We start from the raw sequence: 16,777 nt of genomic DNA, 5'->3' as shown, positions 1-16,777 counted from the left end.
GATGTTCGGCTCGGGTCGGGCTCGACTGCATAGACGCAGATATCAACAACAGAACAGAGAACCATCATTATGCCAATCAGCCTAGGGCGCGCGTTTACAAAGAACTTTTTGGGCAATGCTCCGCGATGGTACAAAATTGCCATCGTTCTATTCCTGCTGATCAACCCGATCATTTTCTACGTTGATCCCTTCCTGGCCGGCTGGCTGCTGGTTGTCGAGTTTATTTTCACCCTGGCCATGGCCCTCAAGTGCTATCCGCTGCAACCGGGCGGACTCCTGGCCATCGAAGCCGTGCTCATCGGCATGACCTCCGCCAACCAGATAAAACATGAGCTGGTGGCCAATATCGAAGTGCTTCTGCTGCTGGTCTTCATGGTGGCCGGCATCTACTTCATGAAGCAGTTGCTGCTCTACGTCTTTACCAAGATGCTGGTGCGCATCCACTCCAAAACGTTGCTTTCTCTCGCCTTCTGCCTGGTGTCTGCATTCCTCTCCGCGTTCCTTGATGCCCTGACCGTGATCGCCGTGGTCATCAGCGTCGCAACCGGCTTCTACGCTATCTACCACAAGGTGGCCTCCCGGGATGAGTCCGGCAATCTGCATCATGATGACGAAGAGATTGACGAGCTCTCCCGCCAGCATCTGAACGAATTTCGTGCCTTCCTGCGCAGCCTGATGATGCACGCCGCCATCGGTACCGCCCTGGGGGGCGTCTGCACCCTGGTCGGCGAACCCCAGAACCTCATCATCGGTGAACAGGCGGGGTGGCACTTCGGTGAATTTGCCATTCGCATGGCGCCAGTCACCATCCCGGTCTTCATCTGTGGCCTGCTGACCTGCATCCTGGTCGAAAAATTCCGCTGGTTCGGTTATGGCGCCCGCTTGCCCGAGCCCGTGCGTCACATCATGGAATCCTACGAGCGAGACGAAGACGCACAACGTACCCCGCAGGACAAGGCCAAGCTGATCGTCCAGGCGCTGATTGCCACCTGGCTTATCACGGGTCTTGCCCTCCATCTGGCTGCAGTTGGGCTGATCGGCCTGACGGTCATCGTGCTCGCGACGGCGTTCACCGGCGTGACTGAAGAACACGCGCTTGGCAAGGCATTCCAGGAGGCTTTGCCGTTCACCGCCCTGCTCACCGTCTTTTTCAGCGTGGTGGCGGTCATCATCGATCAACAGCTGTTCAAGCCGGTGATCCAGTGGGTACTGGCGGCCAAGCCGGAGGATCAGCTTGCCCTCTTCTACCTGGCAAACGGTCTGCTCTCCATGGTCAGTGACAACGTCTTCGTCGGCACCGTCTACATCAACGAGGTGAAGACCGCCCTGATCAACGGCGCCATCAGCCGCGAGCATTTTGATCTGCTGGCCGTGGCCATCAACACCGGCACCAACCTGCCGTCGGTCGCCACCCCCAATGGCCAGGCCGCATTCCTGTTCATGCTCACCTCGGCCCTCGCTCCCCTGCTGCGCCTCTCTTATGGCCGCATGGTCTGGATGGCGCTGCCCTATACCCTGGTGCTGGGGCTTGTCGGCTTCTTCTCCGTGGAACTGCTCCTCGGTCCTGCAACCGAATGGTTCTATCAGGCAGGGTGGTTGCTGGATCATGGGGCACTGCCACTGCCCACCCCGTCCACACACTGATCATGAAAGGGGCTGTTCGGCCCCTTTCTTTTCAGATGGGGCTCTGCTCTAATTCAGCCACTATTTTTCTCTGAGAGATCAATCAGATGATCGAGTATCTTCGCCGCATTGCCAGTCATCGTCTGGCCTGGGGATTGCTGGCAGCCTCCGCTTTCGCGCTGGAACTCTGCGCCCTCTTCTTCCAGCACGTGTTGGGTTTGCACCCTTGCGTGATGTGCATTTATGAACGTATCGCCCTCCTCGGCGTACTCACGGCCGGCCTCCTCGGCATGGTCGCGCCAGAGCGCTGGTACCTGCGCTGGAGTGCCATGCTCCTGTGGGGTTACAGCGCCTTCTGGGGCCTGAAACTGGCGCTCAAGCATGTGGATTACCAGATGAACCCCTCCCCCTTCAACGTATGCGAGGGATTTGTTGACTTCCCTGCCTGGGCACCACTGGATAAGTGGGTTCCCTGGATGTTCTACCCGGACGGCGACTGCAGCGAGATCAGCTGGCAGTTCCTCGGTTTCTCCATGCCGCAGTGGCTCGTGGTCATCTTTGCCGCCTATCTGCTGGTGTTCGTCATCGTGGCTGCTGGCAACCTGATAAAAGGGCGCTGCTGCAACTAGTTCGTCACTCGACCCTAAGAAGGGAGCCCATGGCTCCCTTTTTATTTCCTCTTTATCGCCTCACGACCCCATGCCCAGAGGGCCGGATCTCCTTCTCCCTGTTCTGCCAATGAAGTGGCTGCCTGCGGGTGTGCATCATCGTAACAGGCCACAAGCGGGTCAAAGGGCGCAGCAGCGACCTGCCACTCGGCCTACCAACAAGAAGGGAGCCATCGGCTCCCTTCTTTCATGTCGTGCACGGCGATGTCACGCGCCTTCGGAGGTAGCCTTGCTGGCACTTCTCCTGGCCTTCACCATGCCGATCACCATGGGCAACAAGGAGACCGCGATGATGCCGAAGATGAGCAGGGTAAAGTTGTGGCGCACTACCGGCAGATTGCCAAAGAAGTGGCCGGCATAGACGAAGGAGAGCACCCACAAGAGCCCCCCCACCAGGTTGAACGCCAGGAAGCGGGGATAGGTCATGGCCCCCATGCCCGCCACGAAGGGGGCGAAGGTGCGCACTATGGGCAGGAAGCGGGTGATGATGATGGTCTTGCCGCCATGCTTGGCATAGAAGGCATGGGTCTTGACCAGATAGTCCCGGCGAAAGATTTTGGAATCGGGGTTGCGAAACAGCTGCTCACCGAAGAAGTGGCCTATGGTGTAGTTCACCACGTTGCCGAGCACCGCGGCGATGATCAGCACGGCGGCTAGGGTGTGCACGTCCAACACGCTGCCCACGGTGAGGGCACCTGCAGCAAACAACAGGGAGTCCCCCGGCAGGAAGGGAGTCACCACCAGCCCGGTTTCACAGAAGATGATGAGAAACAGGATGGCGTATACCCAGACGCCATAGTTCTCGAACAGCTCTTTCAGATGCACGTCAACGTGCAGAATAAAGTCGATGGCAAAGAGGATCAGATCCATTTTTTGGTACCCATGAAGTGAACGGCGTGGAGTCTACGCCAATGAGACCTGGCTCACAATCTCCCCATGGTCCCCTTTTTCGAATCCCATGAAGGGAGTCATTCAGCCCCCCCCCCCCCCCCTTCTTTTCCCCTCTCCCTGAACGTAGGCTTCTGCTCACTCGGCCTTGTCCAGAGCGGCAAGCACCTCGCCGGGCAAGCATTTCTCCCAGCCCCACAAGAGGAGCAGCAACAAGGTAGCGTCGTCGAGCCAGCCAAGGAGAGGCACCACATCGGGGACAACGTCCACCGGGCTGATGCCATAGAGCAGAATAAGGATCACCAGCCCCTTCGCCCACCAGGGCGTGCCTGGGTGGCGAAAGCCTTGATAGAGGCGGCGCAAACGCCGCCAGATGAGCCAGCGTCTGGTGCTCATGACTCGATCAGCTCGCCGCGCAGCCGCTGGATCTGATCCCGCAGCGCCGCCGCCTGTTCGAACTCCAGATCCCGCGCATGCTGGAACATCTGCTCTTCCATCCGCTTGATCTCCTTGCTGATCTCGCTGGCAGAGCGGGCATGGTACTCCCCTTGCGGTTCGGCAGCCTTGCGACTCCCCTTGCCCGCCTTGCCCGCCGTGCGGCTGCCCCCCATGTCCATCACATCGCCGATGGCCTTGTTGAGCCCCTTCGGCACGATGCCGTGTTCCAGGTTGTGGGCGTGTTGCAGGGCGCGGCGCCGCTCGGTCTCTTCGATCGCAACCTTCATGGAGTTGGTGATGGTATCCCCGTAAAGGATCACCTTGCCGTTGAGGTTGCGCGCTGCCCGGCCGATGGTCTGGATGAGGGAGCGGGTGGAACGCAGGAAGCCCTCTTTATCCGCATCCAGAATGGCCACCAGGGAGACTTCCGGCATGTCGAGTCCTTCGCGCAGCAGGTTGATGCCCACCAAGACGTCGAACTTGCCAAGGCGCAGGTCGCGGATGATTTCCACCCGCTCCACGGTATCAATATCCGAGTGCAGATAGCGCACCCGTACCTCGTGATCCGCCAGGTATTCGGTCAAGTCCTCCGCCATCCGCTTGGTCAGTGTCGTGACCAGCACCCGCTCCTCCACCGCCACCCGCTTGCGGATCTCGGAGAGCAGATCGTCCACCTGGGTGCTGACCGGCCGCACTTCCACCTCAGGATCGAGCAGGCCGGTGGGACGCACCACCTGCTGCACCACGTCACCGCCTGACTTCTCCAGCTCGTAGGGGCCGGGGGTCGCCGAGACGAACACCGTCTGGGGCATCAGCGCCTCGAACTCGTCGAACTTGAGGGGCCGGTTGTCCAGCGCCGAGGGAAGGCGGAAGCCGTACTCCACCAGGGTCTCCTTGCGGGATCTGTCCCCTTTGAACATGGCGCCGATCTGCGGCACCGTGACGTGGGATTCGTCGATGATGAGCAGGCCGTCCCCCGGCAGGTAGTCAAACAGGGTGGGCGGCGGCTCACCCGGTGCGCGGCCGGAGAGGTAGCGGCTGTAGTTCTCTATACCGGAGCAGTAACCCAGCTCCTGCATCATCTCCATGTCGAACTGGGTGCGTTGGCTGATGCGCTGCTCCTCCACCAGCTTGTTGAGGTTCATCAGCTGCTCGCGCCGCCCCTTGAGCTCCTCCTTGATGTGCTCGATGGCACCCAGAATGGTCTCCCGCGGGGTGGCGTAGTGGGTCTTGGGGTAGATGGTGTAACGCACCACCGTCTGCTCGATGGCGCCGGTCAAGGGATCGAACAGGGAGAGGCGTTCTACCTCTTCATCAAACAGCTCCACCCGCAGGGCCAGCTTGTCCGATTCGGCGGGGTAGATGTCGATCACCTCCCCCCGCACCCGGAAGGTGCCGCGCTGGAAGGCCATGTCGTTGCGGGTGTACTGCAGTTCGGCGAGGCGGCGCAGGATATCCCGCTGATTGATCACGTCCCCCACTTTGAGGTGCAGCATCATGCTGAGGTAGGCCTGGGGGTCCCCCAGACCATAGATGGCCGATACCGAGGCGACGATCACCACGTCGCGCCGCTCCAGCAGCGCCTTGGTGGCTGACAGCCGCATCTGCTCGATGTGATCGTTGATGGAGGCATCCTTCTCGATGAAGGTGTCCGTGGTCGGCACATAGGCTTCGGGCTGGTAGTAATCGTAATAAGAGACGAAATACTCCACCGCGTTGTCGGGGAAGAACTCCTTCATCTCCCCATAGAGCTGGGCCGCCAGGGTCTTGTTGGGGGCCAGGATCATGGTGGGACGATTAAGAGTCGCGATGACGTTGGCCATGGTAAAGGTCTTGCCCGAACCGGTCACCCCGAGCAGGGTCTGGTGGGCCAGTCCCGACTCGATGCCATCGAGCAGCTGGGCGATGGCCCTCGGCTGATCCCCGGCGGGTTGAAACTGGCTGGCCAACTGGAATAACTTGCTCATGACGACTCCCGGCAAAAAACGGCAAGGGAGCAGTGTACCCCGAGTTGAAGGAGCTGGGTATCCGCTCACCCTCCCTGATGGCTATTGACCCTGAAATACGACCTCTGTATGATGCACCTCCTTGCCTGATGTTCCCCCGTAGTTCAGTCGGTAGAACGGCGGACTGTTAATCCGTATGTCACTGGTTCAAGTCCAGTCGGGGGAGCCAATTCCTCACCATCTCGGTGCAAGTTATCCACTTTAGTGCTTTCCTCTTCCAATTTTAATGCACAAGCCCTCCCCTGCGGCCTGACTCCCTTTTGATCTCCCGTTACTGACCAGCAGCGTTTTGTTCTGCTGCGTATAACTATTTGATTTTTATAGAAACAATTTATTGCAGGTATTTTTTGAACAGTCCTTGCAGCCCAGTATTGGCGCGGCTTTCAGCCTGATCGCCAAGTTTCATAAACAGGGTTATCCACAGTTTCTGTGGGTAACTTGACCAAAGCCACGGTTCATCTGGGCTGGCAGCCATTGTCCCCGGTTTGCGATGGCTGCCCCCGCTCTTCCCCATTTTCTGCTGTTTTTCCCTTCCCCCCTAAATGGGATGAATCGACTCGCGGTGCTGCCTGTGGGGGATTTTTTTTCGCTATGCCGCGTCCTGCGGGTCAGCCCTCGCCGGATGAGTCATGAGTCTCTTTTGTTACCCTTCAATTTCCTCAGTGGAAAATGCTGAAAAACATGCCCGTTTGCTCCCCATGCAGCAGGTAATAAATTGTCCACAGGAGCGTCATCCCCTCTCTGCTCGACAGCATATTTCACTCATTGACAGCGGGCCTTGCAGCGTAAAATAGAGGTGTTTTCCCCAGCCCCCCCTCGCATCCCTATCTTCATCGAAGAGACCAGCACTTAACTGGCTGTTAATCCGCTTTGGCGCTTCTTTCTTGATACAGGATCCGGCACAATATCGGCCTCACTTTTATCCTCGGTTTTTCCGGGCATGACCATAGATTTCGTGACACTGCTACATCAAAGCGACTCCCTGCTGCTGTTCGTGGTACTAGCCTTCGGGCTGCTGCTGGGCAAGGTACGCATCGGCAACTTCCAGATAGGCAACACCATAGGCGTGCTCTTCACCGCCCTGCTGTTTGGCCAGATGGGATTCCAGTTTTCCACCTCCACTGAAAACGTCGGCTTCATGCTGTTCATCTTCTGTGTGGGAATTGAAGCGGGGCCGCACTTTTTCAGCGTCTTCCTTCGCGACGGCATCCACTACATCACCCTGACCCTGGTGATCCTGCTGTCGGCCCTGCTGCTGACCGTGGGGCTCGCCAAGTTCTTTAATCTGGGGCCCGGCATGGCCGCCGGCATTCTGGCAGGTTCCCTCACCTCCACGCCGGCCCTGGTGGGGGCGCAGGACGCCCTGCGAAGCGGATTGCTCAACCTGCCCCACCAGACCGACATGCAGTCGGTGCTGGACAACATGGGCATCGGCTACGCCCTGACCTACCTGGTGGGGCTGGTGGGGCTGATGCTGGTGGTGCGCTACCTCCCCTCCCTGGCCAGGCTGGATCTCAATACCGAAGCGCAGAAGATTGCGCGCGAGCGGGGGCTGTCCGACAGCGAGAGCCGCAAGACCTATCTGCCCATCATCCGCGCCTATCGGGTCGGCCCAGAGCTCGCCGCCTGGATCGGGGGGCGTACCCTGCGGGAGACCGGCATCTATCCCCACACCGGCTGCTATGTGGAGCGCATTCGCCGCAACGGCATCCTGGCGAGCCCCGACGGTGATGCCGTCATTCAGGAAGGGGACGAGATAGCTCTGGTGGGCTACCCCGAGAGCCACGAGAAGCTCGACGTCAACTACCGCAACGGCAAAGAGGTGTTCGATCGCAACCTGCTTGACCTCCAGATCGTCACCGAAGAGATCGTGGTGAAGAACGATGCCGTGGTGGGTCGCCACCTGGTGGAGCTCAACCTCACCGAGAAGGGGTGCTTCCTGAACCGGGTGGTGCGCTCCCAGATCGAGATGCCGTTCGATCGCAATATCATGCTGCAAAAGGGTGACGTGCTGCAGATCAGCGGCGAGAAGCAGCGGGTCAAGCTGCTGGCCAACAAGATCGGCTTCATCAGCATCCACAGCCAGACCACGGATCTGGTGGCCTTTGCCACCTTCTTCGTGCTGGGGCTGCTCATCGGCTCCGTCTCCCTGGTGTTCGGCCAGATCGAGTTCGGCCTCGGCAACGCCGTCGGCCTGCTGCTGGCGGGGATCCTGATGGGCTACCTGCGGGCCAACCACCCGACGGTAGGCTATGTGCCGCCTGGCGCCCTGCGTCTGGCCAAGGATCTCGGCCTTGCCGTCTTCATGGTGAGCACCGGCCTCAAGGCGGGGGGGGGCATCCTGGATCACCTGAGCGAGGTGGGGATGGTGGTGCTCTTCTCCGGCATGCTGGTCACCACCTTGCCGGTGCTGGTCGGCTACCTGTTCGGGGTCTGGGTGCTCAAAATGAACCCCGCCCTGCTGCTCGGCGCCATCACCGGCGCCCGAACCTGCGCCCCGGCCATGGACGTGGTGAACGAGGCCGCCAACAGCTCCATCCCGGCGCTCGGTTACGCCGGCACCTATGCGGTGGCCAACGTGATGCTGACCCTGGCGGGCTCCTTCATCATCGGCTTCTGGTTCTAGCCAGGCGGGCCCGCAACACGCAGAAAAAGAGGAGCCTCGGGGCTCCTTTTTTCATGGGTAGACGGCCAGGGGGTTGAATAGTGGAAATCGTGCTATGGGGCCTTCTCTATCAAACCCAATAAGCTAAATCACCCGCAAGGCGCCACTTACACTCAATAAAACGAGTGAGGTGTACGTTATGAAATGCTTATGGATTGTCGTGATCTGGCTGTTCTGCTCCCTGACGCCAGCCTGGGGGGCCGAATCCGACAAGCAGGCGGCCACCGATGAGGAAACGGAAAAAAGCGCCCTGAGCTTCGAGGGCAACGAGCTTGCCAAACCCATGCTGGGCGACCTTGACGCCATGCTGGAGCGCCGCTCCATCCGGGTACTGACGACCTACAACAAGACCGGCTACTTCATCAACAAGGGCGTGCAACGGGGTGTCACCTACGACGCCTTCGTCTAGGTCGAGAAGCGGCTCAACGAGCAACTGCGCAAGGACAAGGCCATCAAGCGCCACCTCAAGGTGCACTTCGTCTTCATTCCCGTGGCCCGGGAAGCCCTGCTGAGCGCCCTCATCGCCGGCAAGGGGGACATCGCCGCCGCCAATCTCACCATCACGGACAAGCGCAAGGAGCAGGGCGTGACCTTCACCGATCCCCTGCTGCAAGACGTGCGGGAGCTGCTCGTCTCCGGCCCCTACTCGCCCAAGGTGGAGAGTGCCGCCGATCTGGGGGGAAAACGCATCTACGTGCGCCCCTCCTCGAGCTATTTCGAGAGCCTCATGGCTTACAACCAGGCGCGCAAGGCGGCGGGAGAGCCCCTCATCGACATCCAGCCCGCCTCCGAAGTGCTGGAAGATGAAGATCTGGTGGAGATGGTCAATGCAGGCCTCCTGCCCTTCATCGTCATGGACGAGCACAAGGCCCGTTTCTGGCAGAAGATCTTCCCCAAGATCACCATCCACGACGACCCCGTGTTCCGGGAGGGGGGCATCATCGCCTGGGCGGTGCGCAAGGAGAGTACCCAGCTGCTCACCATGCTCAACGAGCAGATCAAGGCGCTGCGTGGCAAGGCGACCGGGGGCGAGCTCCTCGCCCGCTATCTCAAGCAGAACAAGTACGTCAGGAGTGCCGCCGCCGAGTCCGACCGCAAGAAATTCCTGCAGGTGGTGGAGCTGTTTCGTGAATACGGCGAGAAATACGACGTGGACTGGCTGCTGATGGCGGCCCAGGGCTACCAGGAGTCCGCCCTCAACCAGAAAGCGCGCAGCCACGTCGGCGCCATCGGCGTCATGCAGATCATGCCCGCCACCGGCAAGGGGCTCAAGGTGGGCGACATCCGCCAGCTCGAGCCCAACATCCACGGCGGCGTCAAATACATGCGCTGGATGATCGATCACTACTATGCGGACGAGCCCATGACCGCCCTCGACAAGGCGCTCTTCACCTTCGCCTCCTACAATGCCGGCCCCGCGCGGGTGGCCAGGCTCCGTGCCGAGACCAGGAAGCGAGGGCTGGATCCCAACGTCTGGTTCCACAACGTCGAGTACGTGGTGGCCGAGAAGATAGGGCCAGAGACCGTCACCTACGTGGGCAACATCTACAAGTACTACATCGCCTACAAGCTGGTGGTGGAGCAGATGAAGCTGCGCCAGCAGGCCAGCGAGGCCCTGAAGCAGGAGGCGAAGGAAGACGTCAGCACATCGGCGGCGAAACCGACCCAGTGATCCTTAGCGGACGAGGCGCTCACGGGCGCCTCGTTTCTATGCGCGTCCCTTCTCTTCGTGCCGTGACCAGAATGAACACAATGGCCACAACAGCCTTAATAGCCATTACGGTCAGATTGTTTTCCAGTCAGACATGATTAATTAACCTTCCTGCAACAATCACAAGGAGAGCACCATGTTGCAAGGAACCTTCAAGCGCACCCTGATAGGCGGCCTGCTCGCACTGAGCTTTGGCGCCCACGCCCAGATCGACGAGATCCACTTCCTCATCCCGGGCGGTGCCGGCGGCGGCTGGGACAACACAGCCCGCGGCACCGGCGAGGCTCTGACCAAGTCCGGCCTGATCCAGACCGCCTCCTACCAGAACATCTCGGCCGGTGGCGGCGCCAAGGCCATCGCACATCTCATCGAGACCTCGGCCCAGTCCGACAAGACCCTGATGGTCAACTCCACCCCCATCATCGTCAAATCCCTCTCCAAGGAACTGCCGCAATCGTTCCGGGATCTCACCCCGGTCGCGGCCATCATCGCCGACTACCAGGCACTGGCTGTGCCGCTGGACTCTCCCTACCAGAGCTGGCCCCAGCTGCTGGCCGCCTATGAGGCCAACCCCGCCAAGGTGAAGATAGCCGGGGGCTCCGCCCGCGGCAGCCTGGATCACCTGGTGGCCGCCATGACCTTCAAGAACGCCGGTGCCGACGCCAGCAAGCTGCGTTACGTGGCCTATGATGCCGGCGGCAGTGCCATGGCCGCAGTGCTCGCGGGAGAGACCCAGGTGCTCTCTACTGGTTTTGGCGAGGCGATGGAAGCGGTCAAGTCCGGCCAGATGCGGATCCTCGGCATGACAGCCTCCGAACGCATGCCGGATGCGAAAGACATCCCCACCTTCAGCGAACAGGGCAACCCCACGGTGTTTGCCAACTGGCGCGGCTATTTCGCCTCCCCCAGCGTGAGCGCCGAGAAGTCGGCCGAATTCGCCGCCCTGCTCAAGCAGATGTATGACAAGCCGGAGTGGGAGACGGTTCGTGCCCGCAACAGCTGGACCAATCGCTATCAGGCCGGTCCCGAGTTCACCGCCTTCCTCAACAGCCAGGAGCAAGAGATCGGCGGCCTGATGCGCGAGCTCGGCTTCATCAAGTAATCCCACAACCCCGTGGCGGGCCCGGCCCGCCCCATTGGAGTCATTCCTATGCACCTGACCAAGGAGCGGTTCGGGGGGCTGCTGTTTTTGCTGCTCTCCCTCGCCTATGGCTACCATGCCACCCAAATCCCGGGCTACCCGGGGGACGAATATGAACCCTTTACCGCCAGCACCCTGCCCTATGCCCTGGCAGGGATCGGGGCGCTGCTCTCCCTGCTGCTGGTGATCTTCCCCGGGGGCGAGCCCCTGCGCCGGGAAGAGGGGGACTGGCGCCGGGTCTTCATCCTGCTCGGGCTCATGGTCATCTACGGACTGGGGCTCACCTGGTTTGGCTTCGTGCTCTCGACCATCGCCTTCCTAAGCGTGGGCATCCGGGTGCTCGGTGAGCCCAGCCTGCGCTACGGCCTGATGATCAGCGTCCCCTTCTCCATCGGCTTCTGGGCCCTGCTCACCAAGGGGCTCAACGTCTATCTGGAGCCGGGTCGCCTGTTCACCCTGCTCGGTTTCTAAGGAGTCACCATGTTAGACGGAATCTTGCAAGGACTCGGCACCGCACTGCTGCCGGTCAACCTGATGATGGTGGTGCTTGGCTGCTTCATCGGCACCTTTATCGGCATGTTGCCGGGCCTTGGCCCGGTCACCGCCATCGCCTTGATGATCCCCATCACCTATGGCCTGGATCCGGCCTCCGGCATCATCTTGATGGCGGGGGTCTATTACGGCGCCATCTTCGGGGGTTCCACCTCCTCCATCCTGATCAACGCCCCCGGCTGCTCCGCCACCGTGGTCACCGCCTTCGACGGCTATCCCCTGGCCTGCAAGGGACAGGCGGGCAAGGCGCTGGCCATCGCCGCCTACGCCTCCTTCACCGGCGGCACCCTCTCCGCCATCATGCTGATGGTGGCGGCGCCCCTGCTCGCCAAGGTCTCCCTCTCCTTCCAGTCGGCGGACTACTTCGCCCTCATGGTGCTGGGCCTCTCCGCCGTGGCGGCCTTTGCCGGCAAGGGGCAGGTGCTCAAGGCGCTGATCATGGCGCTGTTCGGCATCATGATCTCCACCATCGGCATCGACCGCAGCGTCGGGGTGGACAGGTTCACCTTCGGGCTGCCGGATCTGCGTGACGGCTTCTCCTTCCTGCTGCTGGCCATGGCCACCTTTGCCCTCGCAGAGATCCTGATGGCGGTGCTGCGCCCCGGCAAGGACAACAGCGAGGAAGAGGCCAGGCAGATGCAGCAGCTCGGCAGCCTCAAGCTGAGCAAGGAAGAGGTCAGGGAAATCGCGCCTCCCATCGCCCGCTCCTCGGTGCTGGGCTTTCTCATCGGCGTGCTGCCGGGAGCCGGTGCCACCATCGCCGCCTTCATGGCCTATGGGGCCGAGCGCAACATCGCCGGCAAGCAGCGCCAGGAGCAGTTCGGCAAGGGCAGCCTGCGCGGCCTGGCCGCCCCGGAAGCGGCCAACAACGCCGCCTCCACCGGCTCCTTCGTGCCCCTGCTGACCCTGGGGATCCCGGGCTCCGGCACCACGGCCCTCATCCTGGGCGCTCTGGTGGCCTACGGCATCCAGCCGGGCCCGCGTCTGTTCATGGAGCATCCGGATGTCTTCTGGTCGGTGATCATCTCCATGTATCTGGGCAACGTGGTGCTGTTGATCCTGAACCTTCCCCTCATCCCCTACCTGGCCCGGGTACTGGCGGTGCCGCGCCCCGTGCTCATCCCCATGGTGCTGCTGTTCTCCCTGACCGGGGTCTATCTGGTCTCCTTCAACACCATGGACATCCATGTGATGGCCATCGTTGCACTGATCGCCATCGGCCTGCGCCTGCTCACCTTCCCCATGGCCCCCATGCTGCTCGGCTTCATCCTGGGAGGCATGCTGGAGGACAACCTGCGCCGGGCCCTGGTGATCAACGACGGCAGCCTGAGCTTCCTGTGGGAGCGCCCCATCACCCTCGCCTTCACGGTGATCACCCTGACCATGTTGCTGCTGCCCGTCTGGCAGTGGTGGCAGGCTCGCCGGGCCCCCAAGGGGGAGCCTGCCACCAGCCACTGAATCGATGAGCCTCTGCCACCTCTGAACCCTGACCATCACGCGCAGAGACCTTGATGCCCACGGGAAGCAAACCCTGATAAAAAGAGCGCCGAAAGGCGCTCTTTTCTTGTCTGGACCACAGGTTCCGGGCGACCGGATCACGGCTTGCGGTAACGCCGCTCCGGCCGCCCGACGGTACCATATTCGAGCTCGGGGCTCGCCAGTTGCTGCCCCACCAGAAATTCCAGATAGCGGCGTGCCGTGGTCCGGCTCACCCCTATCCGGCTGCCTATCTCCTCGGCACTGGCGGCCTCCGGAGTCAGGGCCGTCAGCACCCGCTGCAGGGTGAGAGCATCGATGCCCTTGGGCAGTCCCTCTGCCGCCACCTGCTGCAACGGCGTACCGAACAGGGTGTCCACCGCCTGCTGGTCGATGTCGGCCAACGCCGCCAGGGCGGCGATGCTCTGACGGTACTTCTCCAGGGTGTCGCGCAGGCGCTCGAACACCACGGGCTTCAAGATGAAATCCACCACCCCGAGGCGCATCGCCTCCTGCAGGGCAGCGGCTTCCCGCGCCGCGGTGAGCAGGATCACATCCAGACTCGCCCCCGCCTGGCGCAGCTCTCTCAATAGCGAGAACCCCTCTCCATCGGGCAACCAGACATCCAGCAGCACCAGATCGGGCCGGAGGATCCCTATCTGCTCCCTGGCATCGAACAGGGTCAACGCCACCCCCAGTACCTCAAAACCGGCGAGGCGCTGCACGAAGCGGCGGTGGATCTCGGCAATGGCGGGATCATCCTCGACGATCAGGATCTTGATCACTCACACCTCCTTGGGAATGTAACAGACGACGCAACTTCCCTGCGTCGTGGCTTCGATGGTGATGGTCCCCTGCAGGGCATCCAGGGTCTTGCGCACCAGGGAGAGCCCGATACCGTGTCCTGGCTCGGGCTTGCTGCTGACCCCCTGTTCGAACAACCTGTCCGCCAACTGCGGGTCGATGCCGCCAGCCCCATCCTCCACCTCCAGCACCAGATCCTGCCCCAGATCGCTCAGGGAAACCCGGATGGGCTGATAGGGCGCACCGTGGCGGCGGGTCGCCTCGAAGGCGTTGTCGATGAGGTTGCCCAGCACCGTTACCAGCTGGGAACCGCTGACACGGGCAGGAATGTCGTGCAGACGGGCATCGGGATCGATCACGAGCTCAAGACCGAGTTCGTGGGCCCTGTGGTATTTGCCGAGCAGCAGCCCCGCCACCTTGGGTTTGGCGATGGCTCCCATCAGGAAGCCGAGCAGGGTCTGCTCGGTGGCCGCCTCCCGCCCGATGAAGGCGAGCGCCTCCCGGGTGGCCCCGAGCTCGATGAGACCGGCGATGGTCCCGAGCTGGTTGTTGTGCTCGTGGGTCTGTACCCGCAGCAGATCGCTGTAGGCCTGCACCTGAGAGAGCTGGGCACTGAGTTCCGCCAGCTCGTCCTTGCGCCGAAAACTCGACACGGCGCCGATCAGCTTGCCCTCGCGTACCAGCGGCAGCCGATTGACGATGAGGGACTGGCCGTTGAGCACTATCTCCTCGTCAAACTGGGGGGTCTGCTCTTGCAGGATGGAGAGCATGCGACTGCCCGGCAGCAGGTGACCAATGGGCTGGCCGATGGCGCTCCTGGCGGTGGTGTCGTCCAGGCGCAGCAACTTGATGCCGTTGGGGTTCAGGGAGGTGAGGCGCCCTTGCTCGTCGATGGTGAGGATCCCCTCGCGCACCGTGCGCAGGGTACAGTCGAGCTCCGCATAGAGTCGCCCCATCTGCTCGGGTTCAAAGCCGAATATCGCCTTCTTGTAGCGCCGGGCCAGCCAGGCGGCTGCGACACTGTTGAGTACCACAATGAGCAATGTCATGGCCAGGCCAAAGCGCAAATAGCCCTGCAGGTCCGCATCGATGTCCCGCACCAGATAGCCGACCGACACCACCCCGATGATCTTGCCCATCTCGTCCCGGATGGGCCCCTTGCCGCGCACCGAGACCCCAAGGGACCCTTGGGCCCTGGAGATATAGGCTTCTCCCTGCAGGGCACGCTCGGGATCATCCCCCACCATGGCTTTGCCAATCCGGTCCGCATTGGGGTGCACCAGGCGGCGTGCCTGCCTGTCCCCGATGACGATGTAGCTGGCCCCGACCTCGGCGCGGATCCGCTCCACCAGGGCATTGAGGCGCACCGTATCCGCCCGCTTCACCCCGGCGATGACGCCGGACTCCCGCGCCACCAGCCGTGCCACATCCAGGGCCTGATCCCCCACCTCACGGTAGCGCTGCTCGGCGACATAGTAGTAGCTGGCACCGCTCAGCAACACCAGTTGCAACAGACTGACCAGACAGAGAATGAGCAGGAAGCGTCCTTGCAACCCGAGCCTCATGCCTCCTTGTCGCCTCGCAACAAGTCGAGCAGCAGACTGCCATCGCGCAGGGCCTTGTGCACCTGCACCGAGGTGGGTTTGGTGGGATCTTCGTAGAAGTGGGTGGATTCAATCTGCAGGCGCACCAGGTACTCGGCGGGCAACTGGCTTGCCAGGGACTGGTGCAACATGGGGAAGAGCAGTCGATCGGCCCGGGTGATCTCCCCCCCGAGCAGCAGCTTGCCCGGATTGAGCAGGCAGATGAGGTTCGCCAGCACCCGGGAGAGGCGGCCTGCTGCCTGGTGCAGGATATCCTGACACAGGCTGTTGCCAGCCAGCGCCAGCTCGCACAGCTCGCGGATGGTGACGCTTTCGGGCAGATCGAACTCCTGCATCCGTTCGCGCAGCTCCCGATATTGCGCCTCCAGCGCCTGATTGGTCACGAGGGTGCAGGCGCAGCCGAAGCCACCGCAGTAGCAGCGCTGGCCATAGGGTTCGAGCTGCAGGTGGCTGAGATCCCCGAGCAGAGCCGACTCGCTCTCGATGAGCTGGCCATTGACCACCATGCCGACCCCGATGTCGTTGTGCACGAACACCAGCACCGCATCCGAGCAGTTCCTGGCGGCGCCCCACTCCCGCTCGGCCTGGATCCAGGTGCGCACGTCACCGCTCACCAGCACGGGTACCGAGAAGGCCTCCTGCAGGGTGGGACCGAGGGGCCAATTGCGCAGATCGTAATAGGGAAAATGCTTGACCATGCCGGAGTGGCGCTCCACCTGGCCGGGCAGGCAGAGGGCGATGCAGGCCAGACGCAGCGCCTTCTTGGGCAAAAAGCCCTCGATGGCCCGCACCAGGCTGGCCAGCAGCTCGGCACGCTCCGCCTCGTTGAAGACATGGCGATGGCGCGCCAGGGAGTGGCCCGCGAGATCGAACAGGGCCATGTCCACATAGCCGCGCCCCAGGCGCATGGAGAGAAACTGGAAGCGGCGCTCGTTGATGCGCAGCAGGGTTTGGCGACGGCCACGCCCCACCGAGCTCTCGCCGCAGGTGACCACCAGGCCGCCGTCCAGCAGCTCGCGGGTGATCTTGGTGATGCTGGCCGGTGACAGGCCGGTCAGACGGGACAGATCGGTACGGGACAGCTCCTTGTGCTCCTCCAGGCTGGCATAGACCAGGCCGTAGTTGAGCTGACGGATCAAATCGATACTGCCTTTCACGATCTCATTCATAGGGTTGGGGCTAACGAAAGGAACGAATGGCG

Annotated in this window: 12 protein-coding genes, 1 tRNA gene and 1 pseudogene; 8 read left to right on the top strand and 6 right to left on the bottom strand. The window is 61.9% G+C overall.

Annotated elements, in window-relative coordinates:
- The first annotated feature begins 69 nt into the window (after window positions 1–69).
- Both nhaB and dsbB read left to right on the top strand, forming a co-directional pair.
- Window positions 70–1,644 carry a Na(+)/H(+) antiporter NhaB gene (gene nhaB / locus PG887_RS10710; protein WP_010674907.1) on the top strand — a complete coding sequence of 525 codons (1,575 nt, stop codon included), beginning with the start codon at window positions 70–72 and terminating at the stop codon, window positions 1,642–1,644.
- Between the two features lie 86 nt (window positions 1,645–1,730).
- Entirely contained in the window at window positions 1,731–2,252 is a 522-nt protein-coding gene (gene dsbB, locus PG887_RS10705; RefSeq protein WP_010674908.1) for a disulfide bond formation protein DsbB, read from the top strand.
- Between the two features lie 246 nt (window positions 2,253–2,498).
- On the opposite strand, the gene PG887_RS10700 is transcribed toward dsbB, so the two are convergent.
- The 3 genes from PG887_RS10700 to uvrB all read right to left on the bottom strand — a co-directional run bounded on the left by PG887_RS10700 (window position 2,499) and on the right by uvrB (window position 5,584).
- Entirely contained in the window at window positions 2,499–3,161 is a 663-nt protein-coding gene (locus tag PG887_RS10700; protein ID WP_010674909.1) for a DedA family protein, read from the bottom strand.
- Window positions 3,162–3,317: 156 nt separating this feature from the next.
- A complete protein-coding gene (locus PG887_RS10695; RefSeq protein WP_041215068.1) occupies window positions 3,318–3,575 on the bottom strand; it encodes a DUF1232 domain-containing protein in 258 nt (85 codons plus the stop codon).
- On the bottom strand, window positions 3,572–5,584 hold the full coding sequence (gene uvrB, locus PG887_RS10690; protein WP_052814371.1) for an excinuclease ABC subunit UvrB: 2,013 nt from the start codon (window positions 5,582–5,584) through the stop codon (window positions 3,572–3,574). Before uvrB ends, PG887_RS10695 begins: the two co-directional genes overlap by 4 nt.
- 132 nt (window positions 5,585–5,716) lie before the next feature.
- Between uvrB and PG887_RS10685 the strand changes: the two genes are divergently transcribed.
- The 6 genes and pseudogenes from PG887_RS10685 (at window position 5,717) to PG887_RS10660 (ending at window position 13,150) form a co-directional block, all read left to right on the top strand.
- Window positions 5,717–5,792, top strand: a tRNA-Asn gene (locus tag PG887_RS10685).
- Window positions 5,793–6,563: 771 nt separating this feature from the next.
- Complete coding sequence (locus PG887_RS10680; RefSeq protein ID WP_029314601.1) at window positions 6,564–8,249, top strand: aspartate:alanine antiporter; 1,686 nt, start codon at window positions 6,564–6,566, stop codon at window positions 8,247–8,249.
- A gap of 178 nt (window positions 8,250–8,427) precedes the next feature.
- Window positions 8,428–9,960 (top strand): annotated as a pseudogene (locus PG887_RS10675) (transglycosylase SLT domain-containing protein).
- A 175-nt stretch (window positions 9,961–10,135) separates the two neighbouring features.
- Window positions 10,136–11,101 (top strand): tripartite tricarboxylate transporter substrate binding protein, encoded by a 966-nt coding sequence (locus PG887_RS10670; RefSeq protein ID WP_043760105.1) that lies wholly within the window; start codon window positions 10,136–10,138, stop codon window positions 11,099–11,101.
- 48 nt (window positions 11,102–11,149) lie between these two features.
- Window positions 11,150–11,611, top strand: coding sequence for a tripartite tricarboxylate transporter TctB family protein (locus PG887_RS10665; RefSeq protein WP_201921906.1), 462 nt, complete (start codon window positions 11,150–11,152; stop codon window positions 11,609–11,611).
- A gap of 9 nt (window positions 11,612–11,620) precedes the next feature.
- Window positions 11,621–13,150, top strand: a complete 1,530-nt coding sequence (locus tag PG887_RS10660) for a tripartite tricarboxylate transporter permease (protein WP_045524545.1) — start codon at window positions 11,621–11,623, stop codon at window positions 13,148–13,150.
- 137 nt (window positions 13,151–13,287) lie between these two features.
- Here the strand turns inward: PG887_RS10660 and PG887_RS10655 are convergent, their stop codons facing one another.
- The 3 genes from PG887_RS10655 to PG887_RS10645 are packed head-to-tail and all read right to left on the bottom strand — an operon-like array spanning window position 13,288 to window position 16,745.
- Window positions 13,288–13,953 carry a response regulator gene (locus PG887_RS10655; protein ID WP_010674918.1) on the bottom strand — a complete coding sequence of 222 codons (666 nt, stop codon included), beginning with the start codon at window positions 13,951–13,953 and terminating at the stop codon, window positions 13,288–13,290.
- Window positions 13,954–15,537 carry an ATP-binding protein gene (locus PG887_RS10650; protein WP_270821655.1) on the bottom strand — a complete coding sequence of 528 codons (1,584 nt, stop codon included), beginning with the start codon at window positions 15,535–15,537 and terminating at the stop codon, window positions 13,954–13,956.
- Window positions 15,534–16,745 carry an ROK family transcriptional regulator gene (locus PG887_RS10645; RefSeq protein ID WP_029314606.1) on the bottom strand — a complete coding sequence of 404 codons (1,212 nt, stop codon included), beginning with the start codon at window positions 16,743–16,745 and terminating at the stop codon, window positions 15,534–15,536. Before PG887_RS10645 ends, PG887_RS10650 begins: the two co-directional genes overlap by 4 nt.
- Between the last annotated feature and the right edge of the window lie 32 nt (window positions 16,746–16,777).

Source organism: Aeromonas sp. QDB14, assembly GCF_027707845.1.
In the GTDB taxonomy this organism is placed as follows: Bacteria; Pseudomonadota; Gammaproteobacteria; order Enterobacterales; family Aeromonadaceae; genus Aeromonas; species Aeromonas caviae.
The sequence above is the reverse complement of the archived record's forward strand: the minus strand, read 5'-3'. Positions and strand labels throughout refer to the sequence as shown.

Excerpts from the sequence above, each read along its gene's own strand:
- dsbB (WP_010674908.1), top strand. The coding sequence starts at position 1,731 with ATGATCGAGTATCTTCGCCGCATTGCCAGTCATCGTCTGGCCTGGGGA.
- PG887_RS10645 (WP_029314606.1), bottom strand. The coding sequence starts at position 16,745 with ATGAATGAGATCGTGAAAGGCAGTATCGATTTGATCCGTCAGCTCAAC.
- PG887_RS10670 (WP_043760105.1), top strand. The coding sequence starts at position 10,136 with ATGTTGCAAGGAACCTTCAAGCGCACCCTGATAGGCGGCCTGCTCGCA.
- PG887_RS10680 (WP_029314601.1), top strand. The coding sequence starts at position 6,564 with ATGACCATAGATTTCGTGACACTGCTACATCAAAGCGACTCCCTGCTG.
- PG887_RS10660 (WP_045524545.1), top strand. The coding sequence starts at position 11,621 with ATGTTAGACGGAATCTTGCAAGGACTCGGCACCGCACTGCTGCCGGTC.
- nhaB (WP_010674907.1), top strand. The coding sequence starts at position 70 with ATGCCAATCAGCCTAGGGCGCGCGTTTACAAAGAACTTTTTGGGCAAT.
- uvrB (WP_052814371.1), bottom strand. The coding sequence starts at position 5,584 with ATGAGCAAGTTATTCCAGTTGGCCAGCCAGTTTCAACCCGCCGGGGAT.
- PG887_RS10665 (WP_201921906.1), top strand. The coding sequence starts at position 11,150 with ATGCACCTGACCAAGGAGCGGTTCGGGGGGCTGCTGTTTTTGCTGCTC.
- PG887_RS10650 (WP_270821655.1), bottom strand. The coding sequence starts at position 15,537 with ATGAGGCTCGGGTTGCAAGGACGCTTCCTGCTCATTCTCTGTCTGGTC.
- PG887_RS10700 (WP_010674909.1), bottom strand. The coding sequence starts at position 3,161 with ATGGATCTGATCCTCTTTGCCATCGACTTTATTCTGCACGTTGACGTG.
- PG887_RS10695 (WP_041215068.1), bottom strand. The coding sequence starts at position 3,575 with ATGAGCACCAGACGCTGGCTCATCTGGCGGCGTTTGCGCCGCCTCTAT.